This is a genomic window from Streptomyces sp. NPDC005811 (genome assembly GCF_040630405.1).
Classification (GTDB): domain Bacteria; phylum Actinomycetota; class Actinomycetes; order Streptomycetales; family Streptomycetaceae; genus Streptomyces.
This window is the reverse complement of sequence record NZ_JBEXXK010000001.1, coordinates 346,477-362,501: the sequence shown is the minus strand read 5'-3', so window position 1 is coordinate 362,501 and position 16,025 is coordinate 346,477. Positions and strand designations below refer to the sequence as shown.

Below are 16,025 nucleotides of genomic sequence, written 5' to 3'. Positions count from 1 at the left end.
CCAGAGGCGGCTGAGTGCGAGGAGGAGCGGATGACCAGGGAGATCCACGGCACCGTGGCCGACGGTTTCGAAGCGGTGCGGGAAGAGTTCGGCGCGTTCGTGGCGGCGGAACAGCCGGACTACGAGGGTCAGTTGTGCGCCTATGTGCACGGGCGGCGGGTCGTCGACCTCTGGGCGGGGGGTGAGGCGGGCGGTGAGGCGGGCGCCGACGCCCTGTACGGCGTGTTCTCGTCCACCAAGGGCGCGGCCCATCTCGTGGTCGCCCTGCTGGTGCAGGACGGCACGCTGGAGCTGGACCGCAAGGTGACCTACTACTGGCCGGAGTTCGCGGCCGAGGGCAAGGGCCAGCTGACCCTGCGCGAGCTGATCGCGCACCGGGCCGGGGTGGTGGGCACCGACACCGGGTTCTCCCGGCAGGAGCTGGCCGACGACCGGCAGATCGCCGAACGCCTGGCCGACCAGCGGCCGTTCTGGCGTCCGGGCACCGCCTTCGGCTACCACGGGATGGTCATCGGGGCGCTCACGGGCGAGGTGGTGCGGCGGGCCACCGGCCGGACGCTCCAGGAGGTGTACGAGGAGCGGGTGCGCGCCCCGTACGGGCTGGACTTCTTCCTGGGGCTGCCCGCCGCGCACGAGCCGCGGTTCCGCACCACCCTGCCGATGGCCCCCACGGCCGAGCAGCGGGCGCTGCTCGACGCCGAGACCGGCGGACCGCACTCGCTCGCCTCGATCGCCTTCAACCGGCACACCGCCGAGCCGACCGACCTGGAGGCGCTGCCCAACGACCCGCTGGTGCGGGCCAAGGGTCCGGCCTCGGTGGGCGGGGTGGCCTCGGCGCGCGGTCTGGCGGGGATGTACGCGGCGGCGATCAGTGAGCGGGAGGGGAAGGCGCCGCTGCTGAAGGAGGACACGGCGGCGGAGTTCGGGCAGGTGCACTCGGTCGGGTACGACCTGGTGTCCCGCGGGCACCGGGCGTACGGGCTCGGCTTCCAGGTGACCGCGGACGTCTACCACCCGTTCCTGGGCGCCGGGACGTTCGGGCACGGCGGGGCCGGCGGCAGTCAGGCCTTCGCGGATCCGCGCAGCGGGCTGGCCTACGGGTACACGCGGCGCCGGATCACGTTCCCGGGCGGGCCGGCGGCGGAGAACGACCGGCTGGCGGCGGCCGTGCACCGCGCGGCGCTCGCCGGCTGATCCGGCACGGGACGAAGGCCGCACCCCACGTCCAAGGGTGCGGCCTTCGTCGTACGCAACGACGGGTGCCGGGGTGGCGTCACGCCCGGCACGCGACGAACTCAGAGCTTGACGATCATCTTTCCGGTGTTGTCGCCGCGCAGGACCCCGAGGAACGCCTCCAGGTTGTTCTCGATGCCCTCGACGACGGTCTCGCGGTACTTCAGCTCGCCGGAGCGGATCCAGCCGCCGACCTCGCGGACGAACTCCGGCTGGAGGTCGTAGTGGTCGCCGACCAGGAAGCCCTCGATACGGCCGCGGGTCTGGATGAGGCGGGCGAGGTTCTTCGGGCCGGGGGCGGCCTCGGTGTTGTTGTAGACGGAGATCATGCCGCAGATCACGATCCGGCCGCGCTCGTTGAGGGAGCCGATGGCGGCTTCGAGGTGGTCGCCGCCGACGTTGTCGAAGTAGACGTCGACGCCGTCGGGGGCGGCGGCGCGCAGCTGTTCGGCGACCGGGCCGTTCTTGTAGTTGAAGGCGGCGTCGAAGCCGTACTCCTCGACGAGGAGCTTGACCTTGTCGTCCGAGCCGGCCGAGCCGATGACCCGGGAGGCGCCCTTGAGCCGGGCGATCTGGCCGACCTGGCTGCCGACGGCACCCGCGGCGCCCGACACGAAGACGGCGTCGCCCTCCTTGAAGCCGCCGGTGCGCAGCAGGCCGGCGTAGGCGGTGAGGCCGGTCATGCCGAGGGCGCCGAGGTAGGTGGAGAGCGGCGCGGCCTCGGGGTCGACCTTGACGGCCTGGGCCGCGTCGAAGGTGGCGTACTCGCGCCAGCCGCCGAAGTGCAGGACGTGGTCGCCGACGGCGATCCCCTCGGCGGCGGAGGCGACGACCTCGCCGACGGCCCCGCCCTGCATGGCCTTGCCCAGCTCGAAGGGGGCGACGTACGACTTGGCGGCGCTCATCCGGCCGCGCATGTACGGGTCGACGGAGACGTACGCGTTGCGCACGAGCACCTGGCCGGGGCCGGGCTGCCGGATCTCCGCCTCGGCCAGCTCGAAGTCCTCGGGCTTCGGCCAGCCGACGGGACGGCTGAGCAGACGCCATTCGCGGCCGGTGGCGGGGAGGGCGGAGTCAGTCATGGGGGGCGCCTTTCACATACGAACATCAAATGCTTCACTACCTGAAACAACCATGCGCCTGAATATTTCATGTTGTCAAGTAAAGGGGTATCCTCGGTTCCATGGCCACCACACCCAGGACCCCCCTGCCCGACGCCCTCACCCTGGAGGTCGTCGAGCTCATCGGCGAGGTCGTGGCCCGCTTCTACGAGGACTACGAGGAGGCGGCCTCCGACCACACCCTCACCGGGGCCCAGGCCCGGCTGCTCAGCCTGCTCTCCCTCGAACCGCTCCCCATGCGCAAACTGGCCCAGAAGCTGAAGTGCGAGCCGTCCAACGTCACCGGCATCGTCGACCGCCTGGAGTCCCGCGGCCTGGTCGAACGCCGTCCCGACCCGGCCGACCGCCGGGTGAAGCTGGCCGCGGCGACGGAGGAGGGACGCGGTGTCGCCAAGGGCCTGCGCGAGTCCCTGCGCTTCGCCCGCGAGCCCCTGGCCGGGCTCGCCGAGGAGGAGCGGGAGGTGCTGCGGGGGCTGCTGCGGCGGATGCTGGCGGCCGAGGACGGCACGGAGGGCCTCCGTCTCTGAAACCTGCGCACTCACACGGCACTCTCTGTACACCGCTGGTCACCCCGTAGGATTTTCGACCAGGTATCGGGGGAGGCTTGGTGAAAGCGTGCGCCGCGTTGGTCCTGGCATTTCTGTACGGTCTGCTGGCCGCCCCGCAGCCGGCTCACGCCGGGCCCGCCCGGACCGCCGGTGACTGCGGATATCTCGCGGGCGGGTCGGCGAGCGCGTCCTTACGGCTGGACGACCGCCACCGCACCCAGACCAAGGTCGTCAGCCAACTGACCGTGCATGTACCGGCGGACTGGGCCTACGCCACATGGCTGCTGATGGGCGAGGAATCCGAGCGGTACCGCTGGGCGATGCGCTGTCTGCTGCGAGGGCCGGACCCGGAATACCAGTGGTGGGACGAGTGGCGTTCCCGCCGCCCCGAGATCGACCCGGAGAACGGCGGGGTACGGGTGCGGGTCGACACCTACGCCTGGATCGACGACCAGGGCGATACCTGGGTCGGGCCGTGGCGCCTCACCGTGGGCAAGGACCGCTGGACCATCGCGCTCGCCCCGGCCGCCGCCCTGCGGCGGGTGCGGTGGTCCTCCGTCGTCGTCGACCCCGGCTCCGCCAGCGCCCTGTCCGCCGAGCCGAGGCCGACGAAGGGCACCAAGAGCCACAGCCTGGCATGGCGGCAGAAAACCCGGACCTCGTCGCCTGAAGTACGGGTACAGATCGATCCCGCCTGGCAGCGGTCGTGGGCCGCGCAGGACGACCGTCTGCGCTTCCTCGTGTCCAGCTCGCTGGGCGGTCTGCTCTGGGACTGGGCCCTGGTGGCCGCAATGCTCTACGCGGTACGCCGAACCCCGGCGGGCCGGACCCCTGTCGCCCCTGGAGGACGAACGCCTCACGACGGCGGCACAGTGGGCCTGGATCTTCCTGCTCTCGTCGCTCCTGGCATCCGCCGACAACCTCTTCTACCGTGTGCTGGCTGCCCTGCGGCACAACGACGCATACATCGAACGACAGGCCCACCATGGTCTCGTCATCAACATGGTCCTGGGCTGGGTCCTCCTCACTTTCGGACGCCCCCGCAGCCGTTCCGTATGGGCCGCCGCGCTCATGCTCTCCCTGCCAGCCTTCTGGACGGCGGTCGACCCCGAGGCACGCGGGATGCTGAAGCACACCTTCCTCGCCGAGGACGCGACGGACGGGGCCGTCCTGACCCTCTTCGCCGCCACGAGCGCCGCCTTCACCCTCTACCTCCTGGGCACGGTCGCCGCCGGCTGGCGCCTCGCCCGCGACGCGGGGCTGATCCGGCCAGGCCGGCCGAGCACACCGGGAGCGCCACCCCGGCCGCGGGAACTGCGCCTGCGCCACACCGCCGCGCCAGTGCTGCTGGCGACCGTGCTGATCGGCCTGTCCGTGGCGCGTGCCGCCGAACGCGACTGGCTGCGGGCCTCGTGGCTCAGCAGCCATGCCGACGCCCGGTACGGCGTCGACCATCTCCAGCAGCTGCGCAACGAACTCTCCTGGTTCGCCGCCAACGGCCAGGACTGGCTCTACGGATTCCAGTGGCTGCTTGCCGGGCTGGCGATCCTCGCCGTGCTGCGCGCGCGGACCCTCGGTGCCCCGGTCGCCCGTGAGAGCCCCGACGACCTCGACCGGTTCTGGCTGCTGATCTTCTTCCCCGTGGTGGTCGGACTCGCCCTGGGCTGGTACGTCGGCAACGGCACCTTCGCCTCGCTGTGGTTCTTCGTGAACGCCGGCGCACTCTCCCTGGTACTGCGTGCGGGCCGAGGGAAGGCCGTACTCGAAACCCGCCTGCAACGCTCGGGCGTTCCTCTGCACAAGGCGATCGACGGTCCTCGCCGTCATGAACTCCTGGACCGTGCACGGAGGTTCCGTGAGATACACGCGAAGCTGCGCCGCCTGGACCAGGGGCAGTCCGACGACGAGGCGCTCAACCGGCGCGCCTACGAAAGGGAGTTGCGCGGTCTGCACCGTTGGAGGGCCCTTGGCGGAATCCCCGACAGACTGCCGTCCGACATCTCCGTGGTCGACGCGGCCCTGGCACTCGGGCCGTACGACACCTGGTGGGAGAACGGCCGACGGGCCGCGCTACTCGCGTCCGTGGCCGGAATCCCGGCGACCGTCCTGCTGGTCTGGGCCGAGGACCTCCGGGGCGAGTTCCTGACCTCGACCCTCTACTTCGGCTTCGGGGTGCCCGGTGTCCTGTACAGCGTCCTGTACTGGCAGGTGACCTGGGCGGGGGCAGGTTTCCTCCTGGGCGCGCTCTGGCGCCGGCTCCCGGGACGCCGGGGCCCGGCCCGCAGCCTGTGCGTCACGGCGCCTTTCGCCCTGCCCATCGTGCTGGACGCGGTGGGCAACTGGTACGCCCAGGAGGACCAGACCAACCTGATCGTGATGGCCCTGGCCATGCTTCTGGTCCTCACGATCACCGGCATGGCACTCGACCTCGCCACCTTCCGTGGAGAACGGCGGTACTGGCAGAGCCGGCTGGGACTTCTGCTGTCGGTCTATCAGATGCGATACTTCTCGCTCCAGATGGCCTACCTGCTGGCCCAGCTGATCGCCGTGTTCACCCTTTGGCAGTTCTTCACCGACGCGGGCGGGCCGCCACAGGAAGGGGCCGACCCGTCATCGGGCGGCCATTGACCGGGGCGGCGGCCGAGGCGAACGGCGTCTGACATCGCGGTGAATCCCTGACGACCGGGGGTCCTGACCCGTTACGGTCCGTGCACCACGCCCCTTACGATGCGCTGCGCCGCGTGTCGCACCGGCGGCGGCGCGGTATCGCGTCCAAGGGGGGATCTTCTGTGTTCGTGCTGTCCATACTGCTGCTCATAGCGGCGGTCGTGCTGTTCCTCGTCGGCCGGAGCCGCGAGGAGTCGGGGTGGAAGATCGGGGCGGCGCTGAGCGCCGTCGGCGCTCTGCTGTTCGGCGTGTTCTCGTGCCTGTACGTCGTGAGCGCCTACGAGGTCGGCGTGCCGGTGACCTTCGGCAAGGTCGGCTCGCCCCTCAAGTCCGGCATCCAGTTCAAGTCGCCGTTCACCGACGTCACGTCCTTCTCCACGCGCCCCGTCGACCTCAACCTCTACGACAAGGACGTGGTCGAGGTCCGCTCCTCGGAGGGCGGGGTGCTGGACGTGGACGTCACCGTCAAATGGGCCGTCGTGCCGTCGAAGGCGGTCGAGCTGTACCGGCTGGCGGGCAGCGCGGACGCCGTCCAGGCACGCCTGGTACTGCCGGACAGCCGCGAGATCATCCGCAACGTCTTCGCGAAGCACACCAGCGAGGAGGGCTACGCCTCGGCCCGTGAGCAGATCGGCTCGGAGATCGCCGCCTCGATCAAGGAGCGGCTGGCGCCGCGCGGGATCGACGTCACCACGGTCAATCTGCGCAACGTGAAGCCGTCGAAGGAGCTCCAGGAGCAGATCGACAAGAAGATCCAGCAGGAGCAGGCCACCGAGCGCTCCCTGGAGGCGGCGCGCACGGCCAAGGCGGAGGCGGAGCGCAAGCGCATCGAGGCGGAGGGCATCGCCGCCGCCAACAAGATCATCGAGCGGTCGCTGAGCGACAAGGTCCTCTACAACCAGTGCCTGGACGCCTACCGGGAGGCCGCCAAGGCCAACCCCGTGTACGCGGTCCCGTGCGGCACGGACTCGAACGGGACGCCGGTGATCGTGGACAACGGAAAGAACTGAGGACCCTGCGCGCCGCTTCGAAACCCGGTGGATCCGCCGCCGCGTCCGAGGCACAATCCGCGGGGAACCGGGGCGAGGGGGAGCCTGTTTGGACGTGTTCGCGTGTGCCGGGTGCGGCACGGAGCTGACGGCGCCGGTGTCCCGGGTCGCCCTCCCCGTCCACACCCACCACGGGGGGTGGGAGGAACTCCACCCCCCGCTGATGGAGCCCGCGACGTACGCCGTCGACCCCCTGCCCACCGGACCGCCCTGGCGGCTGTGGCAGGAGGTCGGGGCGGACGAGGCCGCTCGGCGGGGCGTGTTCGCGCCGGTGTACTCCGTGTCCTTCGGCGCGCGGAACAGGATCGTCATCGCCCCCGGCGACTCCCGGTCCATGACCCTCATCCCCGACCGGTGCGAGGGCTACTGCCAGGGGGTGGACGGCCGGGACGGTCCCAACCTGGCGTGCGAGCGGTGCGGGCGGGCGGTGGCCACCCGCATGGACGACTGCGGGATGTGGCAGACGGTGTGGGTCGAACCCGAAGCGGTCGTACGACGCCCCTCAGGACTCCCGGCCGGCCCGTCCCCCGACTGGGACGATCTGGGACGCGCCGAGCACCGCGTCCCGCCCGTCGAACCCGACGGGTCGTGGAGCCGTCGCTGGGAGGCGGCGGTCGGCGTCGCCCTGGCCCATCTCGTGGCGGTCACCGAGGACCGCCCGGTGCACCTCCCCGCCGGTCCCGTCGCCGAGTTGCTCGGCCACGCCGTCGGCCGGTGCCTCCCCACCGGGCCCGGGGCCCGGTCCCTGGGGCTGGCCGGGCCGGGGATCCACCTGCCCCGGCCCCGGCCCGACGTCCTCCTCGTCCCCCGCCATCCCCGCACCGGGGAGCCCTGGCGGCCGCCGGACGACGAGGGGCCCGTGGTGCCGCTGGACAGCGGGGTCTGGGCGTACCTCGCCCACCCGGGCGAGATCTCGCCGGTGCCCGCGACCGGAGTCCTCCCGGAGGGCGTCCTGCGCGACGACTACCCCCTGCCGCCACGCCCCTGGTACCCGCTGACGCCCCACCCCCGCGCCTTCCACGACACCCTGGTCCGGCTGCCCGCCGTACGCACCCCGCGGCTGCGCAGGTTCCGCGACGCGTACCACGGGGAAACGGACTAGCTGTCGTCCGAGCCGGTCGAGTTGCTCTTGATGCCGGCCTTCCGGGCCACTTCGCCGGCCGCGAGGGTCGCCGTCGCCACCGCGCGGGTCCAGCGGGGGCCGCCGCGGGCCGCCCACCAGACGCAGGCGCATCCGCCGATGGTGAGGAGGAGGATGCCGGACAGGACGAGCAGGATCACGTACTTCTCCTTCGGTGGGCGGGCCCTGTCGTCCTACACGTGCGCACGCGACGGGCGGTTCCCGGCAATGCGTTCGACAGGCTGCCGGACGGGGTGTCAGGATCCCCGTATGACCTACGGAATCGAGTACGACACCGTTCGGTGAGCGGCCAGGAGGAGCGCGGCGCGCCCGACCTTCCGATCGCCCTGTACGACCGCGCCGTACGGCTGGCCCGCGAGTCCCCCGACGGACTCCCGCCCCGGCGCGGCCACCCCCTCGCACCGCCGTCCCGGCCGGACGCCGCCCCTGCCCTGTCCCGCGAGCGGGTCCGGGCGGCCCTGCGGGACGCGCTGGATCCGTTGCCCGAGAACTCCGGCGCCCTGCGGCTCCGCCTGGACGCGCTCGGCGTCCGGGCGCGGCACCGGACGGCGATCCGGGCCACCGTGGCCGAACTGCCCCTGGCGGACGCCCGGCTCGACGCCGCCCGCACGCTGGGCCGGGATCTCGTCCGGACCGGTACGAGTGTGCCGGTGGTCCTGGTGGGGCTCGCCCTGCTGGTCAGGCTCGGGGAGCCCGAGGACGTCCCCTGTCTCTCCGTCCTCGCCCTGACCAGGGAACTCGGCGGCGCGGCCATCGAGGCCCTCGACGTCATCGACCGCCCCCGCGCCGCCGCCGACTGGCTCGCCCTCGACGGCCGCGACGAACTCAGGCCCCTGGCACGGGCGTTGCGGGCCGATGACCGGCGGGCCGTCCTCGCGGAACTCGAAGCCCTGCCCACCTCGGCCCGGGCGCTCGGCTCGACGGCCGCCCGCCGCGTCGTGGAGGCCACCCGTCTGCCCGGACTCCTCGACCGGCACCCCGCGCGCACCCCTCTGCTCGCCCGCGCCGCCGAGCTCCTCGTCCGCATGGTCGGCGACCGCTACGACCCGACCGAGTCGCTCTCCTGCCGGGACGCGCCGCGTCTGTACGCCACCGTCGTCGGCCGCGCCGCTCTGCTGCCGCCGTCCCTGGAGCATCACGCCACCCTGCTGTCCCTCGCGCTGGACCTGCGCAGCGGCCCCGGGGCGCTGCTCGACCGGCCGCCGGGGAGGCGGGCCGCGCTGCTGGAGACGCTCGGGCGACTGCTGGCGGAGCCCCGCTGGACCGCGGCCGTGGACGCCGCGGCCGACGGCGACGATCCGGAGCGGCGGCTGCGGGCCCGCTGGATCCGGCGTACCGGACGCCGGCCCTTCACGCCCGTGGCCGCCCCCGGCCGGTTGCGCGTCGAGGTCGTCGAGGGCGACCCCGTGGACCGGCCGCCCGTGGAGACCAGGATCCTCGTCGACGGGCGTCCCCTGGTCCCGGCGCTGTTCCCCGTCGGGCCCCCGCACAGCCCCGAGTGCCTGGAGGACCAGGGCGGACTGCGGGCCGGGGCCGGGCCCCGCGAGGTGCGGCTCGCCGAGGCCGTCTGCACCGAGGGCTGCTGCGGTGCGCTCTATGTCACCATCCGCCGCGACGGGGACCAGGTGGTGTGGGAGAACTGGCGGCGGCCGGATGTTCCGATGGTGGGGAGCCGCCCCGCGCCTCCCCCCGAGCGGTTCGACGCCGCGGCCTACGACGCGGAGGTCGCGCGGGCCGAGGCCGACCGGACCTGGTCGTGGCCGGCCCGCACGCTGGCCCGGCTGCTCAGGCACGCGCTGGACGAGCGTCCCGAGCTGCTGCGGCGGTGGGACATGCGCAGGGGCTGGATCAGCACCGGGCACGAGGACCCGGACACCGTCGAGGCGCACCTCTGGTACACGCCGGGGCTCGGGGCCGGGGCCCCGGACGGGGATCCGCTCGTCTTCCGCTGGGTCGTACGGGACGACGGCACCCCGCCCGAGGTCCAGGTCACGACCGCTCTCCGGCGGCTGGCCGAGGAGGATCCGAAGACGTACACCCGGGTGTCCGGCGGCAGCCCGAAGCGCGCCGAGGAGCTGGGGTTCGCCTGGCCGTACGGCAACTGAGAGGCCCTCCCCCCGTGGGGAGGGCCTCTCGGATCACGCCTTCTTGCGGGTCGTCATGAAGCGCTGGATCAGGATGAACGCGCAGAGCAGCACACCCGTGGCGATCTTGGTCCACCACGAGCTGAGGGTGCCCTCGAACTGGATGAGGCTCTTGATCAGGCCGAGGACGAGGACGCCGAACAGGGTGCCCAGGACATAGCCGGAGCCGCCGGTCAGCAGGGTGCCGCCGATGACGACCGCGGCGATCGCGTCGAGTTCCATGCCGGTCGCGTGCAGCGGGTCGCCGGACTGGATGTAGAGGGTGAACAGGAGGCCGGCCAGCGCCGAGCAGAAGCCGCTCACCGTGTACACCGCGATCTTGGTGCCGCCCTGCGGGAGACCCATCAGCAGGGCCGACTGCTCGTTGCCGCCGATGGCGTACACCCGGCGTCCGAAGCGGGTGTAGTGCAGGACGTAGAACGCGATCGCGAGGACGACCAGCGAGACGACCGCGCCGATGGAGAGGAAGCCCATGCCCAGCTGCACCTGCGCCTGGGCCATGCTGCTGACGCCGGAGTCGCTGATGGAGATCGACTCCTTGCTGATGACCAGGCACAGGCCGCGGAAGAGGAAGAGGCCGGCGAGGGTCACGATGAAGGGCTGGATCTCGAAGTTGTGGATCACATAGCCCATCAGGAAGCCGCCGAAGGCGCCCACGGCGAGGGCCATCGGGATCACGAGGGCGAGCGGCAGGCCCTGGCGTTCCACCAGCCAGGCCGTGAACATCGTGGTGAAACCGATCATCGAGCCGACGGACAGGTCGATGCCGCCGGACAGGATGACGAAGGTGACGCCGACCGCGGCGACCAGGAGGTAGCCGTTGTCGATGAACAGGTTCAGGAAGACCTGCGGTTCGGCGAACCCGTAGAACTGGTAACGGCTCAGGCCCACGCCGTACATGACGAGGAAGAGCAGGGCCGTGGCCGCGACGGGCAGCCGCCGGTCGGCGAGCAGCCGCGCGGCCCTGGACGGCGTACGGCTGTCCGGGGCGGCCTGGGGGCTCTGGGTGGTCGTGGTCATCACGACACCTCCATCGTGGGAGCGGCGTCGGCGGGCGAGGCGTCGGCGGCCGGGGCGGCGGCCGGCCGGGCGTCGCCCTTGGCGCCGGACCTCGCGCCGAACTTCGCGCCGAAGACCTTGGCGCGGAACTTCGGGGACTGGAGCAGACAGACGACGATGACGACGGCGGCCTTGAAGACCAGGTTGGTCTGGGTGGGGACGCCGATGGTGTAGATCGTGGTGGTCAGGGTCTGGATGACCAGGGCGCCCACCACCGTGCCGCCGATGGAGAACCGGCCGCCCAGCAGCGAGGTGCCGCCGATCACCACGGCGAGGATCGCGTCGAGCTCGATCCACAGGCCGGCGTTGTTGCCGTCGGCGGCGGAGGTGTTGGAGCTGATCATCAGGCCCGCGATACCGGCGCACAGCGCGCAGAACACGTACACCATGATCTTGATGCGGCTGGACCTGATGCCGACCAGCCGGCTGGCCTCGGCGTTGCCGCCGACCGACTCGACGAGCAGGCCGAGGGCGGTACGGCGGGTCAGCGCCACGGTGATCGCCACGACCACGGCGACGACGAAGATGGAGAAGGGCAGCGTCAGCCAGTAGCCGCCGCCGATCAGCTTGTACGGCTCGCTGTTGATGGTGATGATCTGGCCGTCGGTGATGAACTGGGCGACCCCGCGTCCGGCGACCATGATGATCAGCGTGGCGATGATCGGCTGGATGCCCATCCGGGCGACCAGGAAGCCGTTCCAGAGGCCGCAGACGACCGCGGCGACCAGCCCCAGGCCCATCGCGAGCAGCACCCCGGACAGGGCGTCCTGGTCGGCCTGGTCACTGATGTACGAGCAGGTCAGCGCGCCGGTGATGGCGACCACGGCGCCGACGGAGAGGTCGATGCCACCGGTGGCGATGACGAGGGTCATGCCGACCGCGACCAGGATGAGGGGCGAGCCGAACAGCACGATCGAGACGAGGCTGCCGTAGAGGTGGCCGTCCGTCATCTTGACCGAGAAGAAGTCGGGGGTGAACGGGACGTTGACGAGCAGCAGCAGGATCAGGACCGCGACCGGCCAGAACAGCTGGTGGTGCGTCAGTGCGCGCCAGCGGGAGGTGGTGGTCACTGGTGTTCTCCGCTCGCGATGGTCTCGAGGATCTTGCTGGTGGTGATCTCGGGCCCGTTGGTGATCCGCGCCACCAGCCGGCGGTCGCGCAGCACTCCGATGGTGTGGCTGAGCCGGAGCACCTCCTCCAGCTCGGCGGCGATGTACAGCACGGACATGCCGTCCTCGGAGAGCGAGACGACCAGTTTCTGGATCTCCGCCTTGGCGCCGATGTCGATGCCGCGGGTGGGCTCGTCGAGGATCAGCAGCTTGGGCTGGGTGATCAGCCAGCGGGCCAGCAGCACCTTCTGCTGATTGCCGCCGCTGAGCTGGCCGACCCTCGCCTCGGGGTTGGCGGGGCGGATGTCGAGGGCCTTGATGTACTTGGCGACCAGTTCGTCGCGCTGGGCGGCCGGGACGGGCCGGGTCCAGCCGCGGGCGGCCTGGAGGGCCAGGATGATGTTCTCCCGGACCGTCAGGTCGGGCACCAGCCCCTCGGTCTTGCGGTTCTCGGAGCAGAAGGCGACCCCGGCGCCGATCGCGCCGTTCGGGGCGCTGAGCGAGACCTGCTTGCCGTCGACGGTGACCGTGCCGCTGTCGGGGTGGTCGGCGCCGAAGAGCAGCCGGGCGAGTTCGGTGCGGCCCGAGCCGAGCAGTCCGGCGAGGCCGACCACCTCGCCCTTGTCGATCTGCAGGTCGAACGGGGCGATGCTGCCGGTGCGGCCGAGGCCGTCCGCCTTCAGCAGGGTCTCCCCCGCGTCGGAGTGCAGCTGGTGCTCGTGCAGCTCCTCCAGCTGGCCCATGGCCTTGCCGAGCATCAGCTGGACGAGGCCGACCTGGTCGAGGTCGCTCACCAGGTGCTCGCCGACGAGGGCGCCGTTGCGCAGGACCGTCATCCGGTCGCAGACCTCGTAGATCTGGTCGAGGAAGTGCGAGACGAACAGGATCGCCACGCCCTCGTCCTTCAGCCGCCGCATCAGGGCGAAGAGCTGGAGGACCTCGTCGCGGTCGAGGCTGGAGGTCGGCTCGTCGAGGATGAGCACCTTGGTGCCCGGCCCGCCGCCGCTTCCTTCCCCGTCGCCGTCGCCGATCCCCAACGACCTGACGATCGCGACCAGTTGCTGCACCGCCAGCGGGTACGAGGACAGCGGTGCGGTCACGTCGATGTCGAGGCCGAGGCGGTCCACCAGCCGGGCCGCCTCCTGGCGCAGCCGCTTCCACTGGATGCGGCCCACGCGGGTCGGCTCACGGCCGATGAAGATGTTCTCCGCCACCGACAGGTTGGGGCAGAGGTTGACCTCCTGGTAGACGGTGCTGATGCCGGCCTGCTGGGCCTGCAACGGGCTGGCGAACCGCACGGACTCGCCGTCCAGCGTGATCGAGCCGCCGTCCAGGGAGTAGACCCCCGTCAGCACCTTGATCAGGGTGGACTTGCCCGCGCCGTTCTCCCCCATCAGGGCGTGGATCTCGCCGGGGAAGAGCCGGAAGTCGACGCCCGACAGAGCCCGTACCCCCGGGAACTCCTTGACTATGCCCGCCATTTCCAGGACGGGCCGCGGCTCTGCCATGGCAGCGCTCCTCGTGAGATTGGTTCAGACCCGCAGGGAGCCCCGGGACCGATGGCGCTCGGTCGGCCGCGGGCTCCCCGCCGGTGGGTGCCGTGGGTCAGTACTTGCGGTTCGGGAGCTCGGTCTTGGCCTGGTCCTGGAGGAAGTCGCCTTCCTTGGTCTTGATCCAGCGCTCGACCGACTCACCGTCGTGAACCTTCTTGACGACGTCCATCAGCTGGGGGCCGAGCAGCGGGTTGCACTCGACGATGCCGTTGATCTTGCCCTCGGACATCGCCACGAAGCCGTCCTTCACGCCGTCGATCGAGACGATCAGGATGTCCTTGCCGGGCTTCTTGCCGGCCGCCTCGATGGACTGGATGGCGCCGATGGCCATGTCGTCGTTGTGCGCGAAGAGGACGTTGATGTCCGGGTTGGACTGCAGGAAGGCCGCCATGACCTGCTTGCCGCCGGCGCGGGTGAAGTCACCGGTCTGGCTGACGACGATCTTCCAGTCGTCGGCGTGGTCGGCGTCCATGACCTCCTTGAAGCCCTTGGCGCGCTCGATGGCCGGGGCGGCACCGGTGGTGCCCTCCAGCTGGGCGATCTTCACCGTGCCCTTGAGGCCGGCCTTCTCGACGACCGTCGCCAGCATCTTGGCGGCGCGGCGGCCCTCGTCGGTGAAGTCGGAGCCGACCAGGGTGACGTAGAGGGAGTCGTCGGAGGTCTCCACCGAGCGGTCGGTGAGGACCACCGGGATCTTCGCGGCCTTGGCCTCCTTGAGCACCGCGTCCCAGCCGGTGACGACGACCGGCGAGAAGGCGATGACGTCCACCTTCTGGGCGATGTAGCTGCGGATCGCGGAGATCTGGTTCTCCTGCTTCTGCTGGGCGTCGGAGAACTTGAGGGTGTAGCCGGCCTCCTTGGCCGCGTCCTTCACCGAGGTGGTGTTGGCGCTGCGCCAGCCGCTCTCCGCGCCGACCTGGGAGAAGCCGAGCGTGATCGTCTTGCTGCCCCCGGAGGACGAGCCGGAAGAGCTGTCGTCCTTCTTCGCACAGGCCGCCAGGCCGCCCGCCGCCGCCACGCCGACCGCCGCGGTGAGGAAGTTCCTTCTGCTGAGCATGTTCTTCTCCTTTGAAGAGCCGGCCCGGGGGACGGACCTGCTGGTACTCGGTACTCGGGGCCGGCCGCACTGCGTCCAGCCTGTCGATCATCGTTCGGCATTTCGGCCACACTGCCGGGCAGGGAGGCCTACGGATCCGTCAGAGGGGTACGCCTTCGGGTTGCGCGGCGTGCGGGAACGTACTGGCGCGCACAACGAGTTGGGGTTCGATCGCGATCGGGGACGGAGTGGCCGGTGGCCGGCCCTCGATCATCTCCAGGAGGAGCGCGATGCCCTGCTTCCCGACCGCCGAGAAGTCCTGCCGGACGGTGGTCAGGGGCGGTGCGAAGAACTCCGACTCCGGGATGTCGTCGAAGCCGACCACCGCCACGTCCTGCGGGGTCCGCACACCGGCCTCGCGCAGCGCCCGCAGCACCCCCAGCGCCATCTGGTCGTTGGCGACGAAGACGGCGGTCAGGCCCCGGCCCACCCAGCCGGCCAGCTCCTGTCCGGCGCGGTAGCCGGACAGCGGGCTCCAGTCGCCGCGCAGCAGCAGGGGCGGTTCGACGTCCGCCGCCTCCAGGGTGGCCCGCCAGCCGGCGGCCCGGTCGGCCGCCTCCAGCCAGTCCTCGGGTCCGGCGAGATGCCAGACCCTGCGGTGTCCGGCGGCCAGCAGATGGCGGGTGGCCAGACATGCTCCCAGATGCTGGTCCACGCTGACACCGGGGATGTCCACGCCCTGTCCGCTGCCGACCACCACCACCGGGAAGGGGCTGCGGAGTTCGGCGAGGGCGTCCACCGCCGAGCGCTGCGGGGCGATGGCGACCACTCCTTCGACCCCGCCGTCGCTGAGGTGGTCCAGGGCCTCGGACAGGGTCGCCATGGTCAGCTCGCGCAGACTGACCGTGGAGACGAGGTAGCCCTCGGCGCGCGCCGCCTCCTCCAGCGCGAACAGGGTGCTGGCGGGGCCGTACAGCGTGGTGTCGGAGGCGACGACACCCAGCGTCCGGGTGCGGCGGGTGGCCAGGGCCCGGGCCGAGGAGTTACGGCGGTAGCCCATCTCCTCGATCACGCGGAGCACTCTGGCCCGGGTCTCCTCCCGCACGTTGGGGTGGTCCCCCAGGACGCGGGAGACGGTCTGGTGGGACACGCCGGCCTGGCGTGCCACGTCGGCCATGGTGGGCGGCCGCAGCTGCGCTGGTGACACGGCCGCACCTCCTTGGCGGTCGTCTGCGGATAAGTCCTGGGTCGTGGGCGGTGGTTTCCGCGCGGCCGGATTCACTCCGCGCGGTCCGGGCGCCCAACAGCACTGCGGGGACTGACGAGTTGGGGCACTACGGGCACGACACTCATACCTCCCACGCT

Annotated in this window: 13 protein-coding genes and 1 pseudogene; 7 read left to right on the top strand and 7 right to left on the bottom strand. The window is 71.4% G+C overall.

Annotated features, from left to right (window positions below; all coding sequences use genetic code 11):
• Positions 1-30 precede the first annotated feature (30 nt).
• Positions 31-1,194 carry a serine hydrolase domain-containing protein gene (locus ABZ490_RS01620; protein WP_358982764.1) on the top strand — a complete coding sequence of 388 codons (1,164 nt, stop codon included), beginning with the start codon at positions 31-33 and terminating at the stop codon, positions 1,192-1,194.
• Positions 1,195-1,295: 101 nt separating this feature from the next.
• On the opposite strand, the gene ABZ490_RS01615 is transcribed toward ABZ490_RS01620, so the two are convergent.
• On the bottom strand, positions 1,296-2,315 hold the full coding sequence (locus ABZ490_RS01615; RefSeq protein ID WP_358982762.1) for an NADP-dependent oxidoreductase: 1,020 nt from the start codon (positions 2,313-2,315) through the stop codon (positions 1,296-1,298).
• A gap of 101 nt (positions 2,316-2,416) precedes the next feature.
• On the opposite strand from ABZ490_RS01615, the gene ABZ490_RS01610 reads away from it, so the two are divergent.
• The 5 genes and pseudogenes from ABZ490_RS01610 (at position 2,417) to ABZ490_RS01590 (ending at position 7,720) form a co-directional block, all read left to right on the top strand.
• On the top strand, positions 2,417-2,881 hold the full coding sequence (locus ABZ490_RS01610) for a MarR family transcriptional regulator (RefSeq protein ID WP_358982760.1): 465 nt from the start codon (positions 2,417-2,419) through the stop codon (positions 2,879-2,881).
• 80 nt (positions 2,882-2,961) lie between these two features.
• Positions 2,962-3,663 (top strand): annotated as a pseudogene (locus ABZ490_RS01605) (DUF6185 family protein); the annotation flags it as partial.
• Entirely contained in the window at positions 3,569-5,530 is a 1,962-nt protein-coding gene (locus ABZ490_RS01600) for a DUF6185 family protein (protein WP_358982966.1), read from the top strand. The pseudogene ABZ490_RS01605 and the gene ABZ490_RS01600, both read left to right, overlap by 95 nt.
• 167 nt (positions 5,531-5,697) lie before the next feature.
• Complete coding sequence (locus ABZ490_RS01595) at positions 5,698-6,579, top strand: prohibitin family protein (RefSeq protein ID WP_358982758.1); 882 nt, start codon at positions 5,698-5,700, stop codon at positions 6,577-6,579.
• Between the two features lie 88 nt (positions 6,580-6,667).
• Positions 6,668-7,720 carry a hypothetical protein gene (locus ABZ490_RS01590; RefSeq protein ID WP_358982756.1) on the top strand — a complete coding sequence of 351 codons (1,053 nt, stop codon included), beginning with the start codon at positions 6,668-6,670 and terminating at the stop codon, positions 7,718-7,720.
• Here the strand turns inward: ABZ490_RS01590 and ABZ490_RS01585 are convergent.
• Positions 7,717-7,899, bottom strand: a complete 183-nt coding sequence (locus ABZ490_RS01585) for a hypothetical protein (protein ID WP_358982754.1) — start codon at positions 7,897-7,899, stop codon at positions 7,717-7,719. The genes ABZ490_RS01590 and ABZ490_RS01585 overlap by 4 nt on opposite strands.
• A 141-nt stretch (positions 7,900-8,040) precedes the next feature.
• Here ABZ490_RS01585 and ABZ490_RS01580 point away from each other — a divergent pair, with 141 nt between their 5' ends.
• Positions 8,041-9,864: a hypothetical protein gene (locus tag ABZ490_RS01580; protein ID WP_358982752.1), complete on the top strand. Its 1,824-nt coding sequence runs from the start codon at positions 8,041-8,043 to the stop codon at positions 9,862-9,864.
• 33 nt (positions 9,865-9,897) lie between these two features.
• Here ABZ490_RS01580 and yjfF read toward each other — a convergent pair whose 3' ends face one another.
• The 5 genes from yjfF to ABZ490_RS01555 all read right to left on the bottom strand — a co-directional run bounded on the left by yjfF (position 9,898) and on the right by ABZ490_RS01555 (position 15,867).
• The gene (yjfF, locus tag ABZ490_RS01575) at positions 9,898-10,923 is read right to left on the bottom strand and encodes a galactofuranose ABC transporter, permease protein YjfF (protein WP_358982750.1); all 1,026 of its coding nucleotides are present in this window, start codon (positions 10,921-10,923) and stop codon (positions 9,898-9,900) included.
• Positions 10,923-12,032, bottom strand: a complete 1,110-nt coding sequence (locus tag ABZ490_RS01570) for an ABC transporter permease (RefSeq protein ID WP_358982748.1) — start codon at positions 12,030-12,032, stop codon at positions 10,923-10,925. Before ABZ490_RS01570 ends, yjfF begins: the two co-directional genes overlap by 1 nt.
• Positions 12,029-13,579: a sugar ABC transporter ATP-binding protein gene (locus tag ABZ490_RS01565; RefSeq protein WP_358982745.1), complete on the bottom strand. Its 1,551-nt coding sequence runs from the start codon at positions 13,577-13,579 to the stop codon at positions 12,029-12,031. The genes ABZ490_RS01570 and ABZ490_RS01565 overlap by 4 nt, the downstream gene beginning before the upstream one ends.
• A gap of 97 nt (positions 13,580-13,676) precedes the next feature.
• Positions 13,677-14,681 carry an ABC transporter substrate-binding protein gene (locus ABZ490_RS01560; protein WP_358982743.1) on the bottom strand — a complete coding sequence of 335 codons (1,005 nt, stop codon included), beginning with the start codon at positions 14,679-14,681 and terminating at the stop codon, positions 13,677-13,679.
• A 139-nt stretch (positions 14,682-14,820) separates the two neighbouring features.
• A complete protein-coding gene (locus tag ABZ490_RS01555) occupies positions 14,821-15,867 on the bottom strand; it encodes a LacI family DNA-binding transcriptional regulator (RefSeq protein ID WP_358982741.1) in 1,047 nt (348 codons plus the stop codon).
• Positions 15,868-16,025: the final 158 nt, after the last annotated feature.